Annotated in this window: 22 protein-coding genes; 5 read left to right on the forward strand and 17 right to left on the reverse strand. The window is 37.2% G+C overall.

Annotated features, from left to right (window positions below; all coding sequences use genetic code 11):
- Positions 1-58: 58 nt before the first annotated feature.
- The 3 genes from LG276_RS12605 to LG276_RS12615 all read right to left on the reverse strand — a co-directional run bounded on the left by LG276_RS12605 (position 59) and on the right by LG276_RS12615 (position 3,963).
- On the reverse strand, positions 59-2,296 hold the full coding sequence (locus tag LG276_RS12605) for an AAA domain-containing protein (protein ID WP_251161673.1): 2,238 nt from the start codon (positions 2,294-2,296) through the stop codon (positions 59-61).
- A 478-nt stretch (positions 2,297-2,774) separates the two neighbouring features.
- Complete coding sequence (locus tag LG276_RS12610) at positions 2,775-3,353, reverse strand: TerD family protein (RefSeq protein WP_251161674.1); 579 nt, start codon at positions 3,351-3,353, stop codon at positions 2,775-2,777.
- A 28-nt stretch (positions 3,354-3,381) separates the two neighbouring features.
- On the reverse strand, positions 3,382-3,963 hold the full coding sequence (locus tag LG276_RS12615) for a TerD family protein (RefSeq protein WP_224936577.1): 582 nt from the start codon (positions 3,961-3,963) through the stop codon (positions 3,382-3,384).
- A 366-nt stretch (positions 3,964-4,329) separates the two neighbouring features.
- On the opposite strand from LG276_RS12615, the gene LG276_RS12620 reads away from it, so the two are divergent.
- Complete coding sequence (locus LG276_RS12620; RefSeq protein WP_224936578.1) at positions 4,330-5,025, forward strand: hypothetical protein; 696 nt, start codon at positions 4,330-4,332, stop codon at positions 5,023-5,025.
- Positions 5,026-5,655: 630 nt separating this feature from the next.
- Here LG276_RS12620 and LG276_RS12625 read toward each other — a convergent pair.
- Complete coding sequence (locus LG276_RS12625; RefSeq protein ID WP_251161675.1) at positions 5,656-6,492, reverse strand: LysM peptidoglycan-binding and 3D domain-containing protein; 837 nt, start codon at positions 6,490-6,492, stop codon at positions 5,656-5,658.
- Positions 6,493-6,792: 300 nt separating this feature from the next.
- Between LG276_RS12625 and yhfH the strand changes: the two genes are divergently transcribed.
- On the forward strand, positions 6,793-6,924 hold the full coding sequence (yhfH, locus tag LG276_RS12630; RefSeq protein WP_224936580.1) for a protein YhfH: 132 nt from the start codon (positions 6,793-6,795) through the stop codon (positions 6,922-6,924).
- A 118-nt stretch (positions 6,925-7,042) separates the two neighbouring features.
- Here yhfH and LG276_RS12635 read toward each other — a convergent pair whose 3' ends face one another.
- The gene (locus tag LG276_RS12635; protein WP_224936581.1) at positions 7,043-7,234 is read right to left on the reverse strand and encodes a cold-inducible protein YdjO-related protein; all 192 of its coding nucleotides are present in this window, start codon (positions 7,232-7,234) and stop codon (positions 7,043-7,045) included.
- A 120-nt stretch (positions 7,235-7,354) separates the two neighbouring features.
- Between LG276_RS12635 and LG276_RS12640 the strand changes: the two genes are divergently transcribed.
- Positions 7,355-7,501, forward strand: a complete 147-nt coding sequence (locus tag LG276_RS12640) for a hypothetical protein (protein WP_224936582.1) — start codon at positions 7,355-7,357, stop codon at positions 7,499-7,501.
- A 29-nt stretch (positions 7,502-7,530) separates the two neighbouring features.
- On the opposite strand, the gene LG276_RS12645 is transcribed toward LG276_RS12640, so the two are convergent.
- Positions 7,531-7,683 carry a hypothetical protein gene (locus LG276_RS12645; protein WP_251161676.1) on the reverse strand — a complete coding sequence of 51 codons (153 nt, stop codon included), beginning with the start codon at positions 7,681-7,683 and terminating at the stop codon, positions 7,531-7,533.
- A gap of 619 nt (positions 7,684-8,302) precedes the next feature.
- Complete coding sequence (locus tag LG276_RS12650; RefSeq protein WP_251161677.1) at positions 8,303-11,554, reverse strand: collagen-like protein; 3,252 nt, start codon at positions 11,552-11,554, stop codon at positions 8,303-8,305.
- A gap of 553 nt (positions 11,555-12,107) precedes the next feature.
- Between LG276_RS12650 and LG276_RS12655 the strand changes: the two genes are divergently transcribed.
- The gene (locus LG276_RS12655) at positions 12,108-13,592 is read left to right on the forward strand and encodes an aldehyde dehydrogenase family protein (protein ID WP_224936585.1); all 1,485 of its coding nucleotides are present in this window, start codon (positions 12,108-12,110) and stop codon (positions 13,590-13,592) included.
- 43 nt (positions 13,593-13,635) lie between these two features.
- Here LG276_RS12655 and LG276_RS12660 read toward each other — a convergent pair whose 3' ends face one another.
- From LG276_RS12660 to LG276_RS12690, 7 genes are all read right to left on the reverse strand, one after another.
- Positions 13,636-14,391: a MerR family transcriptional regulator gene (locus tag LG276_RS12660; protein ID WP_251161678.1), complete on the reverse strand. Its 756-nt coding sequence runs from the start codon at positions 14,389-14,391 to the stop codon at positions 13,636-13,638.
- A 745-nt stretch (positions 14,392-15,136) separates the two neighbouring features.
- Complete coding sequence (locus LG276_RS12665) at positions 15,137-16,240, reverse strand: ABC transporter permease (protein ID WP_251161679.1); 1,104 nt, start codon at positions 16,238-16,240, stop codon at positions 15,137-15,139.
- Positions 16,240-17,502 carry an ABC transporter permease gene (locus tag LG276_RS12670; RefSeq protein ID WP_251161680.1) on the reverse strand — a complete coding sequence of 421 codons (1,263 nt, stop codon included), beginning with the start codon at positions 17,500-17,502 and terminating at the stop codon, positions 16,240-16,242. Before LG276_RS12670 ends, LG276_RS12665 begins: the two co-directional genes overlap by 1 nt.
- A gap of 19 nt (positions 17,503-17,521) precedes the next feature.
- A complete protein-coding gene (locus LG276_RS12675) occupies positions 17,522-18,454 on the reverse strand; it encodes an ABC transporter ATP-binding protein (protein ID WP_224936589.1) in 933 nt (310 codons plus the stop codon).
- Between the two features lie 205 nt (positions 18,455-18,659).
- On the reverse strand, positions 18,660-19,292 hold the full coding sequence (locus tag LG276_RS12680; RefSeq protein WP_224936590.1) for a response regulator transcription factor: 633 nt from the start codon (positions 19,290-19,292) through the stop codon (positions 18,660-18,662).
- 11 nt (positions 19,293-19,303) lie between these two features.
- On the reverse strand, positions 19,304-20,431 hold the full coding sequence (locus tag LG276_RS12685) for a sensor histidine kinase (protein WP_224936591.1): 1,128 nt from the start codon (positions 20,429-20,431) through the stop codon (positions 19,304-19,306).
- 672 nt (positions 20,432-21,103) lie between these two features.
- Complete coding sequence (locus LG276_RS12690) at positions 21,104-21,232, reverse strand: hypothetical protein (RefSeq protein ID WP_263624167.1); 129 nt, start codon at positions 21,230-21,232, stop codon at positions 21,104-21,106.
- Between the two features lie 392 nt (positions 21,233-21,624).
- On the opposite strand from LG276_RS12690, the gene LG276_RS12695 reads away from it, so the two are divergent.
- Positions 21,625-23,247: an ABC-F family ATP-binding cassette domain-containing protein gene (locus LG276_RS12695; RefSeq protein ID WP_251161681.1), complete on the forward strand. Its 1,623-nt coding sequence runs from the start codon at positions 21,625-21,627 to the stop codon at positions 23,245-23,247.
- 129 nt (positions 23,248-23,376) lie between these two features.
- Here the strand turns inward: LG276_RS12695 and LG276_RS12700 are convergent, their stop codons facing one another.
- From LG276_RS12700 to LG276_RS12710, 3 genes are all read right to left on the reverse strand, one after another.
- A complete protein-coding gene (locus LG276_RS12700; protein WP_251161682.1) occupies positions 23,377-23,847 on the reverse strand; it encodes a DUF523 domain-containing protein in 471 nt (156 codons plus the stop codon).
- Between the two features lie 143 nt (positions 23,848-23,990).
- On the reverse strand, positions 23,991-25,178 hold the full coding sequence (locus LG276_RS12705; RefSeq protein ID WP_251161683.1) for a D-alanyl-D-alanine carboxypeptidase family protein: 1,188 nt from the start codon (positions 25,176-25,178) through the stop codon (positions 23,991-23,993).
- A gap of 227 nt (positions 25,179-25,405) precedes the next feature.
- Entirely contained in the window at positions 25,406-26,350 is a 945-nt protein-coding gene (locus LG276_RS12710; RefSeq protein ID WP_251161684.1) for a hypothetical protein, read from the reverse strand.
- Positions 26,351-26,493 lie beyond the last annotated feature (143 nt).

Below are 26,493 nucleotides of genomic sequence, written 5' to 3' on the forward strand. Positions count from 1 at the left end.
CTCCTCTATTAAATAGAACGTAATAAATGAAAATAAGTTTCACTTTTATATTATTCTTCTACCAACCATTAGATTTAACCCAGTTGACTAATGTATTTGATATGATTCTCGCACTGACATAAGGGGGTAATAGATTAGTCATTGCTTCAAAAGGAGCTCCAAGCCATAAAATATCATCATCAATCAAAATAAAAGCAAAGCACGGATGACCTTTCATTTGATTAGCCGAAGGAAGCTCAGATAAATGAGACTCACTACAAATCGTAAGTAAATTCCTTTTCATAAGTGATTGAAATACCTCTATATAAGGGGATCCAACACTAAATATTTTCGGCAATCCAACGATTACTTGCTTCTTAGCATGATGTAGATCATATAGGAGGCGTTCACGCTTTTTAGCATAATGCCAAGACAATTTCGGATGAGAATGATTCATCCATTGCCCTATTTCAGCGGGACCAATCACATGTCCTTCGCTCGTTTGATGTTGCCATAATTTTTTCCATATTTTCTTACTTGATACATGCTGCCTTATAAACGTACCATTTGCTATATGGATAAACTTTCCTTTTGTACGTGTGAGAGCAACATTCAATAATCGTTCACTATTTTGACCGGTTAATAACATACCTGGTCTTGTTTCCGGATCCCCATCGACTGTATCAAATATCATCATATCCTGCTCACTCCCTTGAAAGCGATGGACAGTCGCTGACACAATTTGCGCAGCCATTTTCTCTTTCTCATAGACTTCATCTAAGAACTGTGTCATTAATATTGCTTGTGCCCTATAAGGGGTGACATAGCCTATTGAGCGATTACCCGCCTTATAAGCTTCATGAATGAGTTGAAAAGAGAGCAATAATTGCCAGAGATTCACGCGTGAATGCGTTGATTTTTCCTTTATGCAATAGGCACCTGTACTTGATGTATCTAACAATATAGAAGCACGTTGAGGAAATGGATGACTTTCTACAATGTTCTCTCTCGTTTGATAGACAGATGGATGATCGATAACGAGGGATTGATAAATATATTCATTCGTGAATTTCGATATATCTGGGTGCATTCTTCTTTGTTCATTTAATAAGAACAACTGCGGATGAAGTTTCCCTTTCTTCTCTTGACTTACGACACCGGCATGATGGAAAATATCTTCTTGCAACCATTTTTTTACTAAAGGATGCTTTGCTGAAGCTATTGGCGGTAGCTGTTTAAAATCTCCACAAATAATTGTCCGTTTTCCTAGAGAAGTCGCCAGGGCAATTTGAGGGATATATGCCATACTTGCTTCATCTAAAATGATATAGTCGAATTCATCTTCATAGATTAGGGTATCAGTAGCCATTTTCGCCAAAGTTGTGCCAATGATTCTTGATTGCTTTACTAGCGTATTTTCTTTTTTCTTTAGTTTTTCCTGTAATGTATGAAGCTTTTTTTCTATTTCAACTAATTGCCTACTATCACGTTGGCTAAAGGAAGAGGATAGATCTAATTTTAATCCTGCTCTTTCCTCCATTAATTGATTTTTCTCTTCTATTAAATCACCATCGCTCATGTTCAATAAGCCAGTCGCTGTAATTGAAGCAAACTGCTTCATGAATTCATCTGACTGTCTGCCATACCTTAATAGATCACCAAGATTATATTTATCCTTTTTCAAAAGAAACTGATAAACTTCTGCCATAAGTACATCCACTGCTTGATTACTATGTGCGACAATTAATATCCGCTTCTTTTTTAAATATTGATTTGCAGCTACTCTTGCTAACGTATAGGTTTTACCGGTTCCAGGAGGTCCCCAAATATAAGTCATTGGATTATACTTCGATCGTAGGACTAACTCATGTAATGATGATTTAATTTTATCTTGCGGATGTTTTACCTCAGTTGAGGGATTCATTAGATGCTTTATTCTTACTCTTTTTTTCTTTTGATCCTTTATTTCCGCTAGCCTCTGATAGAGTTGATCTAATAACTCCCACGGGTCATGCTGCAAATGGGCTTCATGAATCTCTTCACCGAAATAATCTTCTATCGTTACAATAATATTTTTTCCTTCTACAGATACCATACGGCCCTTTGACCTTCTTTCTCCCCAAAGAACGGTAATGGTTGAACCAATTGGAATTGATAAAGGAAAATGGACTTCAAAGTAATAGCTATAGCCCTCTTTTGCATCTAATTTTCTTCCAGCAAAAATATGAAAACTCTTACTACCATATTGTTTTAAATGACTGATTTCTGCTGCAATCGCTTTTTGCCACTCTTTTATATAAACTTTTGTTGATACCATTTGCTCATACTTCCTTTGTTTTCATTCATAAATATTTACTATACCATATTTACAAACAAGTAGACTCTGCTTGAAATAAAAAAGGTAATTAGCCTTCAGCACCATCCTCAGTACAAAATGATCTAATCTCGCTACATCCCTTTGGTAAATCACCTTTTAGTAACCACGTTTCAACGATATAAGTAAATAAGTCAGGTTTTTCCATAGGAAATCCATGGCATGTAAAAATACAATTAAAGAAGCACCCTTATCACCGTATTCTGTATACTTCAAAGCCACTAATTTCACCTATCTTCCTTTAAAATAAGACTGATACATGTATACTTTTCTAATCGGCTTTCAATATTAGGATTTTTCATATTTAGTTACTTCTTTTAGAACTTCCTTGTCGTAAAGAATGACTCTCTGCAATTAAGAATGAACCAGAGATATATGAAAGAGGCTCAATCATTTTTAAAAATGATTGAGCCTCTCTTCCTTATACTTCTAAGCCATAGTTTTTACATAATGCTGCTAGTCCACCTGAGAAGCCACTACCAATGGCATTGAATTTCCATTCGTTATTGTGGCGATAAAGCTCACATACAACAACAGCTGTTTCAATGGAAAAATCTTCTCCTAAATCATAACGTAGAAGTTCTTCATTTGTTGCTTCATTTACTAAACGGACAAACGCATTGGAAACTTGTCCGAAATTTTGCTTTCTTAACTCTGCATCATGAATGGTAACAGCAATTCCGATACGATCAACAGTTGAAGGGATTTTTGAAAATTCGACAATTAATTGTTCATCATCCCCATCTCCTTCACCAGTACGATTGTCTCCTGTATGAATGACCGAACCTGATGGATGTTCCAACTGATTGTAGAAAATAAAATCTTGATCTTGCTGGCAACGGTTTTGATGATCTGCTAAAAATGCAGAAGCATCTAGGTCAAAGGATTCCCCGCCATTATACTTGTTTGTATCCCAACCGAGACCGATCACTGCCCTCGTTAACCCCGGGTTTGTTTTCGTTAAATCGATTCTTTGCCCTTTTGATAATTGAATAGCCAAAGAGACTCCCCCTTTTATCGCGTTAAGATTATCCTACTTGTAAGCCGTAATCAGTTGCAATTCTTGCCAAACCACCTTGATAGCCTGAACCAATCGCAGAGAATTTCCATTCGCCATTATGACGGTATAACTCCCCAACAATTACAGCTGTTTCAATAGAGAAGTCTTCTCCCAAATCATAACGAATCAATTCTTCATTGTTTTCTTCATTTAAGATACGAACATAAGAATTAGATACTTGTCCGAAATTTTGCCCTCTTCCCTCTGCATCATGAATCGTAATTACAAACGAAATTTTTGCAATAGTAGCAGGTACATTAGATAAGTCAACTTCTACACTTTCGTCATCACCATCACCCACACCCGTGCGATTATCCCCTGCATGTACAACTGACCCATTTCCACCTTCTAATTGATTGTAGAAAATAAAGTCTTTATCCGAAGAACATTTTCCAGATTCATCTAATAAAAACACACTAGTATCTAAGTCAAAATCTTGGCCGCCATCATACTTATTTGTATCCCAACCAAGACCGATAACGACTTTAGATAGCCCTGGATTTGTTTTGGTTAAATCAATTTTTTGTCCTTTTGATAATGAAATTGCCACTTTTCATCTCTCCCTTTTCATTGAAAATTGTAAATATGTATACATTTAGTTTAAACGTTTATTAGAAAAACGTAAACTGATATACCCTCGCTTTTCTACTTAAAAAAGCAAGTGAAAAAAAACTATTCAATTAGCATGGTTTCTTATGCTTATGGAAAATGGAGTTCTTTCATTTCTGACTCTCATTTTCTTTTGCATCCTGTCTATAGTACATACGTAAACGCCTGATAAATAGTTTCAAAAATTTTTCGTTTAATAGGTAAGTGCCTATTATTGCCACAGTTTAACAACGACACTCATATGCTATAAAAACAGATATGAAGGGAGGTTTATATTCTGTCTAAACAAGAGCAAGTAACACCATCATTGTTTCTTAAAGAAAAAATCACTAGTAATCAAGATGTTTTTAGAAAAAATTATCTATCTGACCTTTTAGAAGAACAATCACAGCTTAATCATAAAGTATCAAAACAGCATCGCGATTTACAACATCAGTTAGAGGAGACGTATGAAGATTTAATGAGCTATGCTAAAGATGAGAGTATACGCCACGAAAAAAATATGCAGCAATACAATGAGGACTGGACTGCACTTCAATCAGCCTACCAAGCTCAAGAGCAAAATCAACTCGAAATGAATGGTTATCTTCAACAAATTGAAAATAAAAACGAAGAATTACTAATTCAACTAAGAACTAGTCAGTCTTCATATGAAACTCTATTAGCACAATCATCTATTCAGGAAACAGCTATATTAGAACTTTCACGAAAATTAGATAACCTTGAGAAGCCGACTGAAAAAATCCTAGAGGAATTAACAGTCATTACCGATGATCAAGCTGCTATTAAAGACAAAATGGAAACACAAGATATCTATCATCAATCTGTTATGGAAAAACTCGAATCCCAAGATGCACTTAATGAGAAATTATCAAGACAAATCGATCATTTAAAATCGATTATTTTTGAAAGAACAGCTTACCTTACAGAAAACTTTAAGTCACTCATTTCTCCAGTAAAAAGTTTTTTTGTTCATCATGAGGAGAAAAACAAAAATAAATAAGACCGGTTTTATATTTTTTCTTGCGCGGTTTTGGTTTATTTTAATTGCCTGGTCGCGCATTTATTTGCCCGTTGCACTCATCCTTATTTTCAAGAAATTTCACGATATAGATCTCTTCGTGTTCTTAGTTAATTAACGAATCTAGTGAGATGAATGTTGTTTTCATCTCCACTGTTAAGTTAAATCGCTATAATAATCATCACCTTTCTTTTTCTCATTTTCCCTTTTAATAATGAAAAGTTCATTCAACTCGATATTGTTTATGTCAGACTTTAAGGCAGGTATGTCAAAGATCAATAAGCAGAACCTGGGTCTATAATAAATTTTTAGGGGTAGTTAAAGTAATAGAATTGTAGTGAATAGAGGATATATACTCCTAAAATCATAGCAAAAATAACAAGGCATAAGTATATTGCCCAAGATGGATGGGTAAAAATGGGTTGTGTCACGTGCAAAGAAAAAATTATAATGAAACCTTGAATACGAAATAGCAGAGTTCACAACTCTTTCTTTCAGTCTAAGAGACCCATAGAGCAAAAAAATCCGAACACATAAACCTTTATAGGTTTGAAATGTGTTCGGACTTGTCAGCTAACTATCATACTAGTTTAACCATTTTCTATTTAACAATTAATCTAAGATTGTCACTTTTACTGTTTGTCTACCATAATTAATGGCATCCTCTTTATTTGGAATAAAGATATCAATTTTATTTCCTTTAATTGCACCGCCAGTATCTCCTGCGATTGCTTCACCATAACCTTCTACATATACTTTTGTGCCAAGTGGAATAACATTTGGATCAACTGAAATGACCTTCGCATCTGGATTCTCTTTTAAGTTAATACCAGTTGCAGTTACACCAGAACAACCCTCACAAGATGCTGTATATGCAGTTGCTTCCATTGTAATTTCTTTTGCTCCTTCTTCTGAAGGGGTATTGTTTGTATTTTTCTCTTCCTTAGGTGCATCTACAGCCTCTGCAGGTTCTTCTTTTGCCTTTTCTTTGTTCGTCTCTTCATTCACCGCTGGTTTTTCTTCTTTAGTTGGTGTAGATTCGGTATTTTCTACCGGAGTATGTACCGGGCTTTCTTTTACGATACTACTCGGTGCACCGGGATATACAACAAGCTCTTGGTCAGGGTGTATCACTTCTGAACTTAAATTGTTCCAGTTTTTTAACGAATCAACCTTCACATCAAGTTCTTTTGCAATGCCCCAAAGCGTGTCGCCTTTATTTACTTTATATTTTTCTTCCTCATATACGTTTAACACATCTTCAATATAAATTGTATTTGAAGATAAGTTATTCCACTCTTTAACCTGTTCAACTGTCGTATTATATTTTTGTGAGATGCTCCATATTGTATCTCCTTTTTTGACAGTTACTTCCTCGGCTTGCACGCTTGCTGCAGCTCCTCCTGCAATAGTTGCTACAGCTAAAAATGATAATACTGATTTTTTCATTTCGCATAACCTCCTGTATAGCTTGTATTAGCTAACGGTGATAATCATAACAAAAGTTCGTTACAGGAAAAGAACAGGACAATAATAATCTAATGACTTATATAACAGAAGTTTAACAAAATGAGGGTTGTTGCTTAATAAATGTATTAATAGTAATTCTTCTTCCTTAAAATGAAAATTTTTCTTCCTTTTTATTAAAAAATTCAAAAAATAGGTACACATTTTTATTTTATTTGTGTATACTGTATCATAACAGAAGGAATAATAAAATAATTGTTATATAAAAGGAGATGAAAAAAAATGATGAGTCCAGTAGAATTTTTTCAAACTTTACCTAAGAAGGTATGCCCAGAATGCGGTCAAATAATGGAAGAACAAGCGGAATCCTACTTAATGGAATGTGATCGTTGTCTTTCAAAAAAAGGTGAATAGAACGACAAAAACCGTGCAGTCGATGTAGACTACACGGTTTTTTGTATCCATCTTGCTAAAAATAAAGCGATTAACACAAAGAACTATGCTAATTGCTTTATCTTTAACTGGCGACAAGTTACATTAAGATTTCTGGGAGATCCCTTACTTCTAAAGTTGTGTCACTACCACATAAAGGGCATTTCAAATCTACAGATACAAAATCTTTTCTCATCCAGCCATTACATGTATTATCTAGACAAGCATATACATCCGTACTTAAAATCACTACTTCAGGTTTTTCATCTTGTGCTTTTTTATTAAAAAACATCGTAATCCCCCTCTAAATTTTATCTTCTACTATTAGTATGGACAACTTAGCTTAGATTAATGAATTTAATTCTGTGTATTTTTTCGTAAGTAACGTAAACTATAGAAAGAGGTGAACATCATGTCATCAAAAGAAAAACGATTTACAGTAGCAGGAACTGATATTAATGAAGTGAAACGACTAAATCAACAGTCTGGTTTATCTTATAATGAAGTAAAAGCATTATTAGCTGCAAAATATTTAAATTCAAAAAATGAGCGTAACTAAAGAAGCTGCCAGTAAGCAGCTTCTTTAATTTAATTCTGTGATTTTTTTCTTGGAATCGCGATGTCAATACCTTCAATAGCATCCCAATTTTCATCAGAATTTTCTAAATCACCATTTAGCAAGGATAGATTCTCATAAAGATTTTTGGATTCACTTAAAGGCATATCCTCATACTCTTTCAAATCTGTTATCCTCCCTTCATGTAATACTATTGTGTTCAAATTTCACTTTTTCATACAGTTCTCAAGCATTTATGTACTATTGACAACATGATTGCATAGAGAGAATTCCTCACAATTGGAATCAATGGTCATCGATTTAACTAGCAGTAGAATAACTGTTCACATGATTAATATGCGAACCTTTTAAGCTAAAGAAAAAGATAACCCCATGACAAAAAACTTCTATTTCATTTTCCATACACTTTTGCAGAATATGACTGGTTGATGAATATTAGCATGAACACAAGTAGGTTGAAGGATGGAAGAAATAAAGAGATAAACTCGGAGGGAAATTCCAAAAATATAATATAGAAGGTTATTCTTTAGTGAATACTTTTTTAGCAAGTTGAAAGTAAATGGTTCCCAACCTGAAGTAGCGAAAATTTCACAATGTAGCATAACAACATTCAAAAAATTAAAAACAGAAGTATTTAAAAATAATAAAGCAGCCATTAAGGCTGCTTCTCAGGATGTTCTAACGTCAATATAACAAACAACTACTATCTTAATATTTATCTTTAATTCCCATGTTGACAAACTCTTTTGAAGGATAGCTTTTATTTTTATTGATTTACTTTCGTTACGGAAAACGTATTGCGTTAATGTCGATATTTAAAGCACTTGAAGAGGTTACATTTGTTGCTACTGTATAAGCTATTCTAATATCATATGTTGCAGTTCCAGTGGTAGTAGCAGTATTTACATTGGTTGATGCAACAGGAAATCTTGATGTACCTGACGCACTTACACTTCTTTGAGCGGAACGTGTATCAAGTAAAGTCCCATTAAGATATAGCCTTATTTGGAAGGTAAAATTAGCATTTGCAGTTGTAATTACATCAACTGATATCGCATAGTCAATCTTAATGTTTTGAGCAACAGTAGTTGGTACATTTAATGTAGCCACTGTCGTTTCAGTTCCAGTAGTTATTAGCGCAATTGGCCCAGCCACTTGTGTAAAAAATAATTGAGATCCAGCTCCTGTGGCTCCCGTTACTCCAGTCGCTCCTGTGATTCCTGTGGCTCCTGTGATTCCGGTATCTCCGGTTATTCCCGTCGTTCCACTTGCTCCTGTTGGACCGGTTACTCCGGTTGCTCCCGTTACTCCGGTCGATCCTGTGGCTCCTGTGATTCCAGTCGATCCTGTGATTCCGGTTGCTCCTGCGATTCCTGTTACTCCCGTAGCGCCGGTTACTCCAGTTGCTCCTGTGATTCCGGTTGCTCCTGTGATTCCGGTTGCTCCTGTGATTCCTGTTGCTCCTGTTACTCCGGTTGCTCCTGTTACTCCTGTGGCTCCTGTGATTCCGGTTACTCCTGTGATTCCTGTTGCTCCTGTAATTCCTGTTGCTCCTGTAATTCCTGTTGTTCCTGTGATTCCTGTTGTTCCTGTGATTCCTGTTGTTCCTGTGATTCCGGTCGATCCTGTTATTCCGGTCGATCCTGTGATTCCGATGGCTCCCGTTACTCCAGTGGCTCCTGTTGGACCGGTTACTCCCGTCGTCCCTGTTGCTCCTGTGATTCCTGTTGCTCCCGTAGCGCCGGTTACTCCTGTTGCTCCAGTTGCTCCTGTTACTCCTGTTACTCCTGTTACTCCTGTTACTCCTGTTATTCCTGTAATTCCTGTTGCTCCTGTGATTCCGGTCGATCCTGTTATTCCGGTCGATCCTGTTATTCCTGTTGCTCCTGTAATTCCGGTTACTCCTGTGATTCCTGTTGCTCCTGTAATTCCTGTTACTCCTGTTATTCCTGTTGCTCCTGTAATTCCTGTTACTCCTGTTATTCCTGTTGCTCCTGTGATTCCGGTCGATCCTGTGATTCCGGTGGCTCCTGTGATTCCGGTCGATCCTGTGATTCCGGTCGATCCTGTGATTCCGATGGCTCCCGTTACTCCAGTGGCTCCTGTTGGACCGGTTACTCCCGTCGTCCCTGTTACTCCTGTTATTCCTGTTGCTCCCGTTACACCGGTTGCTCCTGAGATTCCTGTTGTTCCTGTTGCTCCTGTGATTCCGGTTACTCCTGTGATTCCGATGGCTCCCGTTACTCCAGTGGCTCCTGTTGGACCGGTTACTCCCGTCGTCCCTGTTGCTCCTGTTATTCCTGTTGCTCCCGTTACTCCAGTGGCTCCTGTTGGACCGGTTACTCCTGTGGTACCTGTTGATCCGGTCGATCCTGTTGAACCAGTTACTCCGGTGACTCCTGTTGATCCGGTCGATCCTGCGATTCCGGTTGCTCCCGTTACTCCGGTTGCTCCTGTTATTCCGGTTACTCCGGTTGCTCCTGTGGTACCTGTTGATCCGGTCGATCCTGTGATTCCGGTGGCTCCTGTTAATCCAGCCGTTCCTGTTGCTCCCGTTACTCCTGTTGCTCCTGTTATTCCTGTTATTCCGGTCGATCCTGTGATTCCTGTTGATCCGGTCGATCCTGTGATTCCGGTTGCTCCTGTTATTCCTGTTATTCCTGTTATTCCTGTTATTCCTGTTGATCCTGTGATTCCTGTTGATCCTGTGATTCCTGTTGATCCTGTGATTCCTGTTGATCCTGTGATTCCTGTTGCTCCTGTTATTCCTGTTGCTCCTGTTGCTCCTGTGACACCTGTGATTCCTGTTATTCCGGTGGCTCCCGTTACACCAGTGGCTCCTGTTGGACCAGTTACTCCCGTCGTCCCTGTGGCTCCTGTTATTCCGGTGGCTCCTGCGATGCCTGTGGCTCCCGTAGCTCCGGTGACTCCTGACAATCCAGTCGTTCCTGTTGATCCGGTCGATCCTGTGATTCCGGTGGCTCCTGTTAATCCAGCCGTTCCTGTTGCTCCCGTTGTTCCAGTTAATCCGGTCGATCCTGCGATTCCGGTTGCTCCCGTTACTCCTGCTGTTCCGGTTATTCCTGAAGGACCTGTATTACCTGTGACTCCTGTCGCTCCGGTTAACCCTGTGGCTCCTGCGATTCCTGTGACCCCGGTTACTCCTGTTGTTCCTGTGACCCCGGTTACTCCTGTTGTTCCCGTGGCTCCTGTGACTCCTGTAATTCCGGTCGTTCCCGTATCTCCTGTGATTCCTGTTGCTCCTGTTACTCCGGTTGCTCCAGTTATTCCTGTTATTCCGGTGGCTCCCGTTACTCCAGTCGCTCCTGTGATTCCTGTTGTTCCAGTTAACCCTGTTATTCCAGTCGTTCCAGTTGCACCTGTTGGACCGGTTACTCCGGTCGTTCCGGTCGCTCCGCTTATTCCCGTATCTCCTGTGACTCCGGTTGCTCCAGTTATTCCAGTCGCTCCTGTGATTCCTGTTGTTCCAGTTAACCCTGTTATTCCAGTCGTTCCAGTTGCTCCTGTTGGACCGGTTACTCCGGTCGCCCCCGTGGCTCCTGTAACTCCACTCAAACCTGTAATTCCACTAGCTGTCGCATTAAAACTCTCTGGGCCAACACGCGTTACATCTGAATCAACTGCACCAGTAATATTACGAACAAAGGCAGTATATATTAAAAACCCAGAACCTTTGGGGACATTGTAATCTGAAGCGGAAAATGCGTACTCTTGAGGACCATCCTCGGAGCCATTAAGAACAATAGTCTTGATACCTGTAAAAATAGTATTAGCATTAGGATTAGTCCCTCGAACAATTTTTATTTCTACAAAATTTGTATAAGTACTGGCTGTTGGACTTAATTTTAAAGTAATAATACCGTCAAATTGAACACGAATGTTTGAAGTGGGGATAGCTTCACTAACATTAAGGCCAACTTGTCCCCAAATTTGGTAAGCAGACGAAGTTGGTATGTTTATAGAATTGGCATAGGAAGCATTTTGAGATATTATTCCATCAAAGAATTCTGGCATAGGTTGTCACCTTCCTTTTTATAGAGAATACAAGTGAATTTAATTTAAATTAACTTTCTAATTAATTTATGAAATTTGGAACAAAAGTGGAACGGCACATTTATTGATCTTTGAAAACACTGAGATTAAATAAAATGATAAAATTTTGTCGCATTTTAATAAAAAGTACAAGTAATAAATAAAAAAATTCGACATAAAATCTAAAAATAGAATATAAGACCTTTTCCTATATACTCATGAGTATGTTGAAAAGGCATTTCTTGTTGGAATACAAGTGTATTTTCACACGGCTCCAGGATGAATATAATACCTGTTAATCCGCGCATACATATAGATATCAATTCCGATGTTTAACCTTTACATTAGTGCTGTCCGATAAATAGCTTCTTTCTTATATTCATTAAATGTCCATGTCGAATATAGACGGAAAATTATAAATCTTCTTAGTTGATTTATAATTTTAAAAAATGGTACTATATTCATGTAAACGGTTTCTATGCTTAACAATTCCAGCCATGAGAGTACATAGACACTATTTTTAAGGAGGAATTCGATGAGTCAGTTAACTGTAAGTGTGAAAGAAAAGGTGGAGAAATTTTTAAGTGGGAAGAAAAAGCTGTATATTAATGGGGAGTTTGTCGAAAGCAAATCAGGTAAAACATTCGAATCTTATAACCCAGCGACAGGTGAAGTACTCGCCCATGTATATGAAGCTGACAAGGAAGACATTGATTTAGCGGTCAAAGCAGCTCGCGAGGCATTTGATAATGGTAAATGGTCAAAGATCTCTGCTGCACAACGCAGTCGACTTCTCTATAAACTTGCCGACTTAATGGAAGAGAATAGTGAAGAATTAGCACAATTAGAAACCTTAGATAACGGAAAACCTATTAGAGAAACAACAAATGCAGATATCCCACTAGCTGTTGAGCATATGCGTTATTATGCTGGCTGGTCAACAAAAATCGTAGGACAGACGATACCGGTAAGCGGTCCATTCTTTAACTATACAAGACATGAACCTGTGGGAGTAGTAGGACAAATCATCCCATGGAACTTCCCATTGTTAATGGCTATGTGGAAAATCGGTGCAGCACTAGCTAGCGGTTGTACGGTTGTATTAAAGCCAGCTGAGCAAACTCCTCTATCTGCTCTCTATTTAGCAGAACTAGTCGAGGAAGCTGGATTCCCTAAAGGTGTCATTAATATTGTTCCTGGATTTGGTGAAACGGCAGGTAGTCCATTAGTGGATCATCCATTGGTAGACAAAATTGCTTTTACTGGCTCTACTGAAGTCGGTAAATCGATTATGTCCAGTGCTTCTAAAACATTAAAAAGGGTAACGCTGGAGCTTGGCGGTAAATCACCTAATATTATCTTACCTGATGCTGACCTTTCAAAAGCGATTCCAGGGGCCCTAAATGGTGTCATGTTTAACCAAGGTCAAGTGTGCTGTGCCGGTTCTCGTGTGTTTATTCAGAAGAAACAATTTGATAATGTAGTGGCTGATATGGCAAGCCATGCTAAAAATATCAAACAAGGAGCAGGTATACATGCTGACACAGAAATTGGACCACTGGTGTCAACTGAACAACAAAAACGAGTCCTTGGTTATATTGAAAAAGGGGTAAGTGAAGGTGCAGAACTGGTCGTAGGAGGAACGAAACCACAGGATGATGGCTATTTTGTTTCACCAACAATCTTTGCTAATGTGCAAGATGACATGACGATTGCTAAGGAAGAGATATTCGGTCCAGTTATTTCCGCAATGCCATATGAAGATTTGGATGAACTTATTGATCGAGCTAATCGCTCAGAATATGGTTTGGCTGCGGGAGTATGGACACGTGATGTAGCAAATGCTCATTATATTGCAAATAAACTTCGAGCAGGTACCGTTTGGGTTAACTGTTATAATGCTTTTGATGCAGCTTCACCATTTGGTGGCTATAAACAGTCTGGTATCGGTCGTGAAATGGGATCCTATGCTCTTGATAATTATACTGAAGTGAAAAGTGTCTGGATTTCAATGAAATAATATAGAATAAAAAAAGAGTAGCCAAAAAATGGCTACTCTTTTTTTACGCATATGCTAAAATACTGTCTCTTAAGAGTTGAGCAGCCCCCACACCTGCTTTCTCATCGTAATACTGTGTAAATCTCTCATCAGCGATATACATGTCTGCTAAACCTTTATGTGCCTCAGAAGAATAAGTTGACCATGTATATTGTAACCATTTTTTGTGTAACATCACGATTTGCTTCGCATCTTCTTTTTGTTGATTTTTTTGTTGATTGAATTGTTTAAGTCTTTCAATCAGTTGCCCCTCTACCTCTTGCATTTCTTTATACTTTTCCTCAGACATTCCCAGCCATGATTTATTTGCTTCATCCACTGTTTCTTCACCATATTTTTGACGAATCTCTTCTCCAAAACTGTTTTCGTTTTCTTCTAATCTTTTCTTTTTGAATGCTGCAAATTTTTCTTCATTACTCATTTCTTTCTCTCCTTTATGATAAGCAATCGTCTGTTCCACTGCTCTAATGAGGCTGTCTATATGATTCCTCTTTTCAATTAACGCCTCATAATGTGAATGTAATACACTTTGTATCGATTGACTTTCAGACGATAGTATTTGTTGTATGTCAGACAATTTAAAGTTTAATTCCCGATAAAATAAGATCTGTTGTAATCGATCGACTTCTCTTGTTGAATAGTAGCGATAACCCGCTTCATTGACTGTTGCAGGCTCAAGTAAATGAATTTCATCATAATATCTTAGAGTACGTGTACTTACACCTGACATTTCTGCCATTTGTTTAATTGAATAGAGCATCAATTCACCTCCTAATCACTACAATAAAGGTTTACGTTGCGTAAAGGTCAAGAGTAAATGAAAAAAATTTTTCAATACCACTTTTAATGCAGGATACAAAGCAACAATGTTTCTATATGCTTTTTTGACCCTTTAAACGACAGTCATCAGATGTTCAACCCCAAATGGCGAGTAACATCCTCCTCCACTAGCGGAAGTTCTCTAGAAAAATTCACAATAAATCTTTAATATCTTAAGTAAGTGCTTTTAAGAATCCTTTTATATGTACTCAAATCTTTTTATGGGAAAAGGAATTGATGATGCCTGTCAGGTAATATCCCTCCCAAAAGTCTAACTAGTTGGTTTTATGAACAGTTCGGTCTTTTAGTAAAAGTATTGTTAATTTAGCGTATAATTTCTTCCATGACGCGTTTTGGTAGTTCAATCATCCTTTAATATGAGCCTAATTTACTTAGCTTAAAACCCAATTGTATCATTACACCATGTTCTGTTTAAAAAAGAAGATATAGAACTTGAAAATAACCGAAGATAAACTAAAGGGGCTGGGTTATAACTAAATGAACTACCTTAAAACGAACAATAACAAATGATGCCCTATGAACATGAACATCATTTGTAAAAAAAGTCCATTTCATTGCACTATAGACACTCCTTTCTGACAAAAAATCCGAATGATTAGATGATAAATACGCCTAATCACTCGGATCAATCCTTAGCTAGAATACTTATGTCCCAACCTCTTCAGTTATTTCGTCCTTCTTTCGATCAAATTTACGCCAACGCCCATACAAATCACTCCAATTAATAACATGAGAACTAATGGCATTGTAATCTCAAGCCATCCGGCATCAAAGATGGCTATATCCATTAGGGCTTCAATCGCATGAACGAGTGGAAATAAATCGGCAACGAACGAGAGGACAGGATGACTAATCAGTCCAGGTGGCATGTAAACACCACTGATGACCGGCACAATTGGCATAACGGACGGGAAAATCATATTAAACTGTTCCGGTGTTTTTATAAATCCTGTAAATAACATGGCTAAACTCACCATACTGAGTGTAAAGACAGCAGCGACAGTAAGTATCATGCCAAAGTTATGTCCTAGATCATAGTCCATCACATAATTAAAAATCGCTAATACAATTACAATTTGCATAAACCCAATCATAAAACTGTAAAACAGATGGCCGGCATACATCCCCGTTTTGCTGACAGGAGAGAGAATCATTCGATCCCATACACCACTCACTTTATCGGAAGTTACTGCATTCACTTTAAATCCAATTGTAAACATGGCTAGAAACAGGGTGAAACCAAAGAGTAATTGGAGCTGCATATTATATTCAGGCACTTCTCCACCCTCAATGGATTCCGTTTGCATTTGGAATGGAGCCTCTTCCAAATAACCATTCACTTTCTCTCGTGTGGTGTCAACATTCCCTGTTCCAGATGCGGCTTGGAGCTGCGCCTCTTTCGTAAATACAGAATGAACATAGTCTTCCACTAATTGGACCGCCTGAGTATTGGAAGCTGCAATAATCTGATAATCACTTTCTGATAGCCGAATCGCTGCATCACTTTTTCCATCTTCCACATCTGTCTGCGCCTCTAATTCATCAGTAATCACAAAATCATAATCCTGATTTGTATTCAACAGAGGCTCCCATTTTTCTTCCACTTCTCTACTATTAGGCTCACTGCTAAAAATCGGAACGGTTGTTTCTGTTTGTTCATGCAAATCCGTGAAAATAAACGTAAAAAGTATGCTTCCTATGGTCAATAGAATGACTAACCATGGACTTCTTATGTCCTTCTTGAATTGTGCTTTCATCACTGGAAACATTACGACCTCCCCCTTTCAGGAAACAGGAGTATTCCGAGAGCAAAAAATCCACAGAAAAAACCAAATTGCTTCACCAATGGTACGGCAAAAGAAATCGCATTTCCATTTTGCAGAAATTCCGTAAATAAATCTATCGCTACCCCAGTCGGTGTCCATTGACTCAATTCCTGTACCCAATTCGGGAATTGTTCCAACGAGAAAAAATTTCCGCCTAATGCAGCCAACACCATAACGACCATTGTAAACAGTCCATTCGCTGTATTTATATTACTCATCCTTAACGTCAACGAAGTGAAAATCGCAGATAACCCAGCAATAGTTAATGAGAAAAACGTAACAATAACAATGATGCCTAGCCAAAATTCCGATAATTTCTCGGGGAAGATTCCCAACATCAGATCAGTTGCAATAAACACAAGCATTAACTGAATCCAAGCCAGAAAGAAAGTAGAAATTACCTTTCCCATTAAATACGAAAATGGACTGCTGTTCGTTAATAAAATTCGATTGAAAACACGTTCTCTTTTTTCCGTTGCCGTCTTTACTGCAACTGTTGCAGCAATAAATAGCGCAAAGAGTGAGCTCATCGCAATCGTATAATATTGGGCAAGTTCTATTTCAACAATGTTTTCGCTGATTACGTCTCTTCCTCCTTGCGGTAATACTAGTTCTGTTCCTTCATCTTCTGTCACCGCATCAAGTGCCAATTGAAAATTGAGCGTCTCGATATAATGATCGATTACACTAGCTAAGATATCCGTTTCAAATGAATGCTCTGCTATTTGAAAACGAATAGCTGTATCTGCAGGTTGCCCTAGCATTACCTGACTTAACATATCATGCGTAAATCCTGCTGGAATTTTAATAATGGCTTCTAATTCGCCGTTTTCGACCTGTTTTTTCGCTTCCTCTTCACTCATCTCTATGGTATGAATCCAGGAACTTAATTCAGGATCTTCAAAAAACGATACCATTACCCCACTTGGTGACAATGTTTTAGCCTGGTCCATCATTTCATTTATTTCCATTTCTGCCAAGTTCATTTCCAGTAACGTTTCTTCAAATTGTTTAAATGCGGCAGCTTCATCATCTTCCAGAACCAAACCAGCCCTTACATCCAATTCATCGGTATCATCTATCGATATTCCGGAGAAGGCAACATTCAGAACAATCAAGATCAATATTGGCGCTAATATAGAAATCAAGACTTCTTTACGATCCCGCCAAAAAACCAATAAATCTTTTTTTAAAAATGAAATCATTTGGCTCCCCTTCCTCCTCTTAATCTCTTAATGTCCGACCGGTAATATGCAGGAAAACATCCTCAAGACTTGGCTTTTCCATTTGAAAATTCGTTAAATGAATGGCTTCACTTTCAACCGCGTGTACTAAATCACTTAAGATACTACTTCCTTTTTTGGAGATAATCCGTAAACTTTTATCTGTTACATCAACACGACGTATGTTGTTAATAGCTTTCACTTTCTCGACTACCCTCTCACTCGTCTCGCTCAAAGTTACTTGAATCATATCCTCACTGGACAAAATGCTTAATAACTCTTCTTTACTTCCTGCAGCCACCACTTTCCCATGATCCATAATGTAGACACGTTTGCATAATTGCTCGACTTCTTCCATATAGTGACTCGTATAAAGCACTGTCGTTCCATATTCCTCATTTAGTTTACGCACGGTTTCAAGAATATGGTTTCTTGATTGTGGATCAATCCCTACAGTAGGTTCATCTAGAATAAGAACTTTTGGTTGATGCAACAAAGCAGCTGCAATATTAACCCGTCTTTTCATCCCGCCGGAGAATGTTTTTACCAGCTCTTTTTGACGTTTTTTCAATCCGACCATCTCAAGAACTTCCTGGGTACGTTGCTCTAAGATATTCTTTTTGACGTGATAAATTTCACCAAAGAACTTTAGATTTTCATAAGCAGTAAGTTCTTCATATAAGGCGATCTCTTGTGGAACAACACCAAGGATTCTCCTGATTTCTCCCGGATTTTTAATGGTACTTTTGCCATTTAGTTTCACATCACCGGAAGTCGGCTTGAGTAAAGTAGAAATCATGGAAATCGTTGTAGACTTGCCAGCTCCATTCGGTCCAAGCAAACCAATGGATTCTCCTTCATCTATATAAAGATCAATTTCATCCACAGCTTTTTTTCCTTTAAATATTTTGCTTAATTTTACCGTTTCAATCATATCCACACACCCCTGTATAAGTTGGTAGCACAGAAAAACTTGACGTAACGCTCGTTTTTCTAATACTTATATCCTCTCCTGACATTGTCAATATACATAAAAAAAAACAGTGTCACCACTGCCTTCAGTCATTTTCATCATCATTGGTCATGACTTTAGTCATTTTCATTTTTCGCCTAGTTATTTGCTGCTTCTCTTCAGTTAATCAGACAAGATTATGGCGGATTGCGTAAATAGCCAGTTGTGTCCGGTCTCTTAAATTTAATTTATGTAAAATCTGACTCGTATTATTTTTCACCGTTCCGACAGATAAACCTAGTCGCTCTGCAATTTCATGATTGTTAAGCCCTTCACCGATACAAGTTAATAGTGCACGTTCACGCGGATTCAACGATGGATCTGGATTTTTTTCTTCCTGGCGATGGAGAAGAAGCGGCATCACTTTGGCTGCAACTTGATCTTCCACACTCAGTCCACCTTTTAGCGCACTACGGATAGAGCGAATGAGAGAATCGGTATCTGCATTTTTTAATAGATAACCGCTTACGCCTATTTTTAATGCTTCCATCACATACTCGTTATTATCAAACGTTGTTAACATTAAAATTTTTGATGGTTTCCAACGGGATTGTATAATTTTAGCAGCTTCGATTCCGTCCATAACAGGCATGCGAATGTCTAAAATAACTACGTCAAATACATGCTTTTCACAAAGGTCGATTGCTTCCTTACCATTGCTTGCTTCTCCGACAACCTTCATTTCCTCATCTGTTTCAATCATCATCTTTAGCCCTTGCCGCACCATCACCTGATCTTCAGCCAATAGAATCCGTATCAACATTACCCCTCCTAGTCTGCTAATTTTATAAAACCCTTAACGATAAATTGCTCTTCTGTTTTCTGTACTTCTAACTGACCGCCGATTTTATCAAGCCTTTCTCGCATGGAGGTTAATCCGAATCCTTCCTCAAAGCGATAACTATTCATCACCGGATTGCTAATTTCAAAACGAAAAACACTGCCCCCTGGAGCTTCAAACGAAATCTCAGCCTCTCTAGCATTACTATGTTTCATAATATTCGTAAGTGCTTCCTGTACAGAACGAAAAATGACAAAAGACTGTTCACCTGTAAGCGGTACGGTAAACGCCCCATGCTTGACTGAAAACTGAATACGGATAAAACTCTCCGTTTCCAGCATACGGATTAATCGTAAAATGCCCTGAAGTCCTCCAATTTCATTGCTCTTTAACACTTTCACCGCATTTCGCGTTTCTTCAAGACTTTCACTTGCTAGGGACTTTAAAGACTGGATCTGCTCCTGATCTTTTTCATCTGCCGTTAACCTGAATGCTTCCATTTGCATGAGAAGCGCAGTAAGTTTGTGACCTACAGAATCATGAATTTCATGTGCAATCAGTGTACGTTCCTCCTGCCTTGCTGATTCTTCCTCCGAGACAACACGCCTTTTTAAACTCCTATATTCACTGAGTAGCACATCATACCTAAGGAAAAAATCATCCTTCTCGTTCTTTGTTTGTTTATAAAGAATGATCGCTGCAATGAGAAAAACTAAATATAGCAAGATAAAACTAATTTCAGTTGCGGACAGATCCTTATTTAATATGATAAAAATAACTCCTATAGTAGAAACAATTGCAATAATACTAGCAAGACGAGTTGACAGCTGATAATAGGCTTCTCCAATTAACAAGGATAAAATCAACAGCAGAAACAGATTAAATGGTTCTCCTTGTTGCGGGAATAATATAATGACCGAAATCACTGCATTAATAGCAATTAAAACGGTGGAAATGACAGGCTTTTCCTTAACAAGCGGCATGAAAAAAAACAGTATAAAAAACAGTGATAAACCAAATAGCCGCCATGTGATCTCTGACAAATCACCTGAAAAGCCTAGGATAGCAAAACTCCAAGCAACTGCATTAAACAACAACCATATCCAGTATAAGTTCATACACATTGTCCCTTTCCTTCCAATGAATATATCGTACCAAATAGGGTTTTAGATAACAATTATCTAAGGTAATATATCTAAAAGAAGAAGAACGTTGTTTCTCGAAAGGATCAGTTATTGGAATTAAGGAAGAAATATGGTTTTTGGGTCTTTGAACTCAACTAAGCAAGCGGCGAGTGATAAATTGACTGGAAACGCCAATGTATTTTACGTGACATATAAGGTGGAATATTTTATACCTATAGATTCGAGTAATATACGACTGTTGAACAACCACTCAAGTAATGTGGTGGTAGGGGAAAGGATTGTTAATTTTTTGCATCAAAAGTGTACAAAGTCCAAGTACTTGAACAAATAATGAAGTAACTACACATTTAGTCTTCGTCTTATTTGATTTTCTTTAACTGATTGGTGGCACAGCATTTAGTCAACTAGTTTCAATATTCGGGCGCTTGACTTGAATAATAAGGCGCCTTATTAACATGCCCTTCACATTAAAGGATTAAATTATCTATAAATAAAATATTGTAACTTTCCCATTTAAACTCTAAAGTTACCTTACAAAATGTCCGCAATGTGGTCTATACATAAAAAAATATCATTAAACAAAAAAAAGAGGTGATACACTCACCTCTAAAATCGATTAATCATATGTAGTAGCCCTGCTTATCCTTAATTAGAAGCAGATGGCATTGCTTTACATGGCTGAATGGTTAATAATGATCTTGGTTTTGTAAGGCTCACTTTAATACCAGCTTTTTTTAAACGGTTCACTAAATCTACGATCTGTGTTTTCTCCATTTATAAAACTCCTTTTTTCCTGCCTTTATACTTTATATATTAAAGGATAATTATGAAAAAACTATGAACAATCCTTTATTTTTTTCCTTCTTTTATAACTTTTTTGTGAAAAAAGTATAAAAAGGATCATGGTTTTGTTGGATAAAGTGAAAACTTGCTTGTATGTATTGTCCAACGCCTCGCATTGTCTATTTTATCATTACTTACCCTTTTAGAATTATGACAAAACCTCAACAATTTCATTTCAAACCATAAATATTTATATTCGCTTTAAAGGGGTAAACTCCCTCTATTTTTTCATGTTTTTTCAAATAAATATGATCTAGATTAACACTGTGACTTGAGTTAATGTTATAATTTTATCGATTATGATGCATGGAGGAATATAATTAATGCTAACTGTTACAAACGTAGGTCTCCGCTATGGCGATCGCAAATTATTCGAAGATGTTAATATTAAGTTTACACCTGGCAATTGCTATGGTTTAATCGGCGCAAACGGTGCGGGAAAATCCACCTTCTTAAAAATTTTATCTGGCGAAATTGAATCACAGTCCGGGAATGTTAGCTTAGGACCAGGAGAACGGCTTGCCGTCTTAAAACAAGACCATTTTGAATATGAAGAATATGAAGTATTAAAAGTGGTTATTATGGGGCATGCACGCCTATATGAAGTGATGCAAGAGAAGGATGCTATTTACATGAAAGCAGATTTCTCAGATGAAGATGGTATGAGAGCTGCTGAATTAGAAGGTGAGTTTGCTGAGTTAAATGGTTGGGAAGCAGAATCCGAAGCGGCTATTTTACTTAAAGGTCTCGGCATTCCAGAAGAATTGCATATGAAGAAAATGGCTGATTTATCAGGTGGAGACAAAGTAAAAGTATTGCTTGCTCAAGCATTGTTTGGAAAGCCTGATGTTTTATTACTAGATGAACCGACGAACCACTTGGATATTAAAGCAATTGCATGGCTAGAGGAGTTTTTAATTAACTTCGAAAACACAGTCATCGTTGTATCTCATGATCGTCATTTCCTAAATAAAGTCTGTACTCATATTGCTGACTTAGATTTCGGTAAAATTCAAATTTATGTCGGTAACTATGACTTCTGGTATGAGTCTAGTCAATTAGCACAAAGAATGGCCCAAGATGCAAATAAGAAAAAAGAAGAAAAAATTAAGGAATTACAAAACTTTATTGCTCGCTTTAGTGCAAACGCGTCAAAATCTAAACAAGCAACATCTAGAAAAAAATTACTTGATAAAATTTCTTTAGATGACATTAGACCGTCCTCAAGACGTTATCCGTATGTAGGGTTTTCTCCTGATCGTGAAATTGGTAACGACCTATTAAGAGTAGATGGACTATCAAAAACAATTGACGGTGTGAAAGTACTCGATAATGTAAGCTTAATTATGAATAAAGACGATAAAATTGCCCTTGTGGGTACAAATGAACTTGCTAAAACAACTTTATTCAAAATTCTGATGGGTGAAATGGATCCAGATGAAGGTTCATTTAAATGGGGGGTAACAACTTCTCAAGCATACTTTCCAAAGGATAACTCAAATTTCTTTGAAAATAGTGAGCTGAATTTAGTCGAATGGCTCCGTCAATATTCTCCTGAAGATGAAAGTGAAAGCTTCCTTCGTGGCTTTTTAGGTCGTATGCTCTTCTCAGGTGAAGAAGTATTGAAGAAAGCAAGCGTGCTTTCAGGTGGAGAAAAAGTTCGCTGTATGCTATCAAAAATGATGCTAAGTGGTTCAAACGTACTTTTACTTGACGAACCTACTAACCATTTAGACTTAGAATCCATTACCGCTTTAAATAATGGTTTAATTGCCTTTAAAGGTTCGATGATTTTTGCATCACATGACCATCAATTTATCCAAACGATTGCTAACCGAATTATTGAAATCACACCAAACGGTATCGTAGACAAACAAGTAACTTATGATGAATACCTTGAAAACGATGAGCTACAAAAGCAAATCGCCAAAATGTATCAGGCATAATAGTAAGAAAGCTGGTAGCCATATACGGCTACCAGCTTCTTTAAATGGATATGTAAAGTCGCGAATACCTGAGGACACTCAAAGTTGTATCTATAACAAACACCTACGTAAAAATACATAAATATATCCTTAGTTAATTTCAAGTATTGAATATTCATTAAAGTTATTTTCCGAAATGACTTTAAAACCATTTTTTCTTAATAAGGCTGTTGTGACACCATTACCTACTATTTGTTCCCCTTTGAATTCTCCATTGTAAATAACTGAACTACCACATGATGGACTATTTTCCTTAAGGATAATTGTAGTTGCGCCCAACTCTTGAGCTTTTTTTAATGTAGCATATGCACCGTTGATATATTGTTTTGTAACATCCTTACCTGACTTTTCGATAACTTTTGCTTTTCCGTCTAATACATCTTCACCATCTCCGCCCGCGATTTCAGCTGACTCTCTTGGCGTCGTAAAACCTCCGAGTAATTCCGGACAAACAGTCATCGCTTGATTCTCTAATAAAAGTTTCTGGATTCTTTCGTCTAAACTATTAGATCCATTATATCTTACATTCATTCCTGCCAAGCATGCACTTACTACTATCATGTTTTTCACCGCCATTTGTTAGTCCCAAACAATCTTTTCTATTGACAATAGTAACATAATTCTTTCTTTTTAAAGTTATATTCTCACATTTACTCACATCTATATAAAGCAAAAAAGCACAGTAAAGTTACTGCGCTTCCTTCCTACCATCTTCTATTATGGATATCATATCGGTTACGTTTCCTCATTTTTCGTATAAATAAGAAAACCACTATTAAAATGATGGCGACCGAGCCTATAGCAATATAAATAATAAGAGTCGGATTTTCCTTCTCAGTATCATCACTAGCATCATTCATCGTATGATGGTTCGCTACCTCTTGTTTAGGCTGCTCTCTTTCCAAAGTTATTTCTTGTATCACTTTGTCATTATTATCCACGATTTCTAATACACCTTGTTTATTTAAGTGTTCTGTAAATCCTTCAATCGGTAAAGATACCTTGTAGCTATTTTCTGTCGGTTGAAACACTTTTTCACCAACAAAATATTCTTGTTCAGGGACAAGTTCTTTATTTTCATAATGAGAGAAACTGTAATCCAAGATGGTTTTGGTGTCTTTATAAATATCACGTTTAAAATCTGCTTTCATAACAATCGCTGTTAATGCCAATTTCCCATTATCTGCAGTAGATGCGAGTGTTTGTTTAGATTCACTGACAAATCCAGTCTTCCCACCAGTAATCCATTCGTACGGTCTTTGTCCAGTTAGGAGTTGATGATGGCTAATGAGTGTCGTATCCCAAGATTCACCATCCCATTTTAATTCTACAGTACCGAAAACTTCAGCGAAGGTCTCGTTTTTCATAGCATAATTTGTGATGATTGCCATATCCTTTGCCGTTGTATAATGGTTTTCGGAAAATAATCCGTGGGGGTTCGTAAAATGAGTCTCGGTCACTTTTATTTTATTTCGCATGTAAGCATTCAATTTTTTCGAAAAATTCTCTTCATTACCTTCCAAATGAATGGCAATTGCCTTTGCCGCATCATTACCTGAGTTAATGAGCATTCCTTGAACGAGCTTTTTTAAAGTTACCTGCTCGCCCTCTTCTAAGTATACTTTTGTCCCATCAACATCTACTGCTTCTTTAGAAATTGTGACCACATCATTTAAGTTTCCGTTTTCAATTGCGTAAATAGCGGTTGCAATTTTAGTTAAACTTGCTGGATACATTTTTGCGTTTGCATTTTTTTCATACAATATAGCGCCCGTCTCTGTTTCCATAACGATTGCCGTTTCACTAACAATTTCTGGTTCATCATCCTTAGCATATGCTTGTGTACCTAATAACATGAGGAATAGGAAGATGATCATCCATTTTTTCTTCATTCATCCACTTCCATTTCTAGTGCTTTTTACCCTATTGAATTGTACCAAAAAAATCTAACGTAATTACAGATGATAACAAATTGTTACATAATTGAAAGAACTTTGTCGTATTTTGTAATGAGTTAACGAATGCTGGTGATAAAAACTAAACTTAGTACGTGCCTAATTTTTGGTCATAAAAAAGAGCATCCTTTATTTAGATGCCCTAATTTACTAATTATATGATATTAACTACTGCCGCAGCCTCCACCGCAACTCGCACCTGAATCACCACTAGAACAAGAACTATCATTGGAAGGTGACGATGCATTACTAGCACAGGCAAAACCGCTGCATGAGGAAGAAGTAAAGCTATTCTTTGTTAGCTCTTCAGGTAAATAACTACTTACTGCTTCCTCAAAATTGTCATATTCATACATTGAAAAATAAATGCTAATAAAAAGAATACCTTGGTGGGAAAATACTGATTTTGATTTTAAACCCTTATCTTGATTTTCATGAAAATTAGTTGCTAATTTAATATTTTCTTTTATTGATTGAATTAATTCCAATTGGATATCCTTCCATTTAGAATGAGTCCGAAAATAAGTCATTAACAATTCTTTTTCACTCAAAGCAGTAAAATCAGCTATAATTTGCGGGTGCAAAGGTTTTCTCATAAAAGATCCCCATATTTTCACACTATTCTCAGATGGTTGGAAATAACTCAAATACAAAAAGTCAAAAAATGCCCTTTCGTTATGTGCAGATTGATTGCCACCAAGGTTAGGGGTATGGTGTAAATATTGACCAAATAATTGCTGGCAAAAATCAGCATACTTTTGTGTAAACAAAATCATTTCATGCCATAATGTATCTACTTTGCTACTATACATAGGTACTGTTTTAAACATGCTGCATAAGAAGAAATACCTTTTCAACTCCAAAAAAAGCCAGTCAAATTCATGATCTTTCCATTTTGGATGTTCTTTTAGCACACGATTTCTTAACTGCCTTTTATCACTTTCAGTAAATGAATTCTCTACTTGATGAACTAAAGATTGTGCTATCGGCCGAACTAAACCAAGATTATTCGGGATTGGCAATTCCTTTAAAGGTTTTACAGTCGATTTTAAGAATTTGGCAAATACGAGAATCATGATGATGAATAAAATGATAAATAAGTACAACATTCTCTCTTCCCCCCTCTCGCTCATTATACACAAGATATTGGCACCCCACCATAAATTTGGAAGATGATAACCAAGCATTCAAAAGCGATAATTTACCCCAAATTTATAAAAAACTCCTCGAAAGGGTTGCTATCTTTCGAGGA

Origin of the sequence: Cytobacillus kochii, assembly GCF_044790165.1 — a bacterium.
Classification (GTDB): Bacteria; Bacillota; Bacilli; order Bacillales; family Cytobacillaceae; genus Cytobacillus; species Cytobacillus kochii.

Coding starts and splice junctions, on each gene's coding strand:
- LG276_RS12635 (WP_224936581.1), bottom strand. CDS start 7,234: ATGTTTTTTAATAAAAAAGCACAAGATGAAAAACCTGAAGTAGTGATT.
- LG276_RS12700 (WP_251161682.1), bottom strand. CDS start 23,847: ATGATAGTAGTAAGTGCATGCTTGGCAGGAATGAATGTAAGATATAAT.
- LG276_RS12625 (WP_251161675.1), bottom strand. CDS start 6,492: ATGAAAAAATCAGTATTATCATTTTTAGCTGTAGCAACTATTGCAGGA.
- LG276_RS12710 (WP_251161684.1), bottom strand. CDS start 26,350: ATGTTGTACTTATTTATCATTTTATTCATCATCATGATTCTCGTATTT.
- LG276_RS12685 (WP_224936591.1), bottom strand. CDS start 20,431: ATGAACTTATACTGGATATGGTTGTTGTTTAATGCAGTTGCTTGGAGT.
- LG276_RS12670 (WP_251161680.1), bottom strand. CDS start 17,502: ATGATTTCATTTTTAAAAAAAGATTTATTGGTTTTTTGGCGGGATCGT.
- LG276_RS12640 (WP_224936582.1), top strand. CDS start 7,355: ATGTCATCAAAAGAAAAACGATTTACAGTAGCAGGAACTGATATTAAT.
- LG276_RS12655 (WP_224936585.1), top strand. CDS start 12,108: ATGAGTCAGTTAACTGTAAGTGTGAAAGAAAAGGTGGAGAAATTTTTA.
- LG276_RS12695 (WP_251161681.1), top strand. CDS start 21,625: ATGCTAACTGTTACAAACGTAGGTCTCCGCTATGGCGATCGCAAATTA.
- LG276_RS12650 (WP_251161677.1), bottom strand. CDS start 11,554: ATGCCAGAATTCTTTGATGGAATAATATCTCAAAATGCTTCCTATGCC.
- LG276_RS12605 (WP_251161673.1), bottom strand. CDS start 2,296: ATGGTATCAACAAAAGTTTATATAAAAGAGTGGCAAAAAGCGATTGCA.
- LG276_RS12690 (WP_263624167.1), bottom strand. CDS start 21,232: ATGGAGAAAACACAGATCGTAGATTTAGTGAACCGTTTAAAAAAAGCT.
- yhfH (WP_224936580.1), top strand. CDS start 6,793: ATGATGAGTCCAGTAGAATTTTTTCAAACTTTACCTAAGAAGGTATGC.
- LG276_RS12675 (WP_224936589.1), bottom strand. CDS start 18,454: ATGATTGAAACGGTAAAATTAAGCAAAATATTTAAAGGAAAAAAAGCT.
- LG276_RS12665 (WP_251161679.1), bottom strand. CDS start 16,240: ATGTTTCCAGTGATGAAAGCACAATTCAAGAAGGACATAAGAAGTCCA.
- LG276_RS12705 (WP_251161683.1), bottom strand. CDS start 25,178: ATGAAGAAAAAATGGATGATCATCTTCCTATTCCTCATGTTATTAGGT.
- LG276_RS12660 (WP_251161678.1), bottom strand. CDS start 14,391: ATGCTCTATTCAATTAAACAAATGGCAGAAATGTCAGGTGTAAGTACA.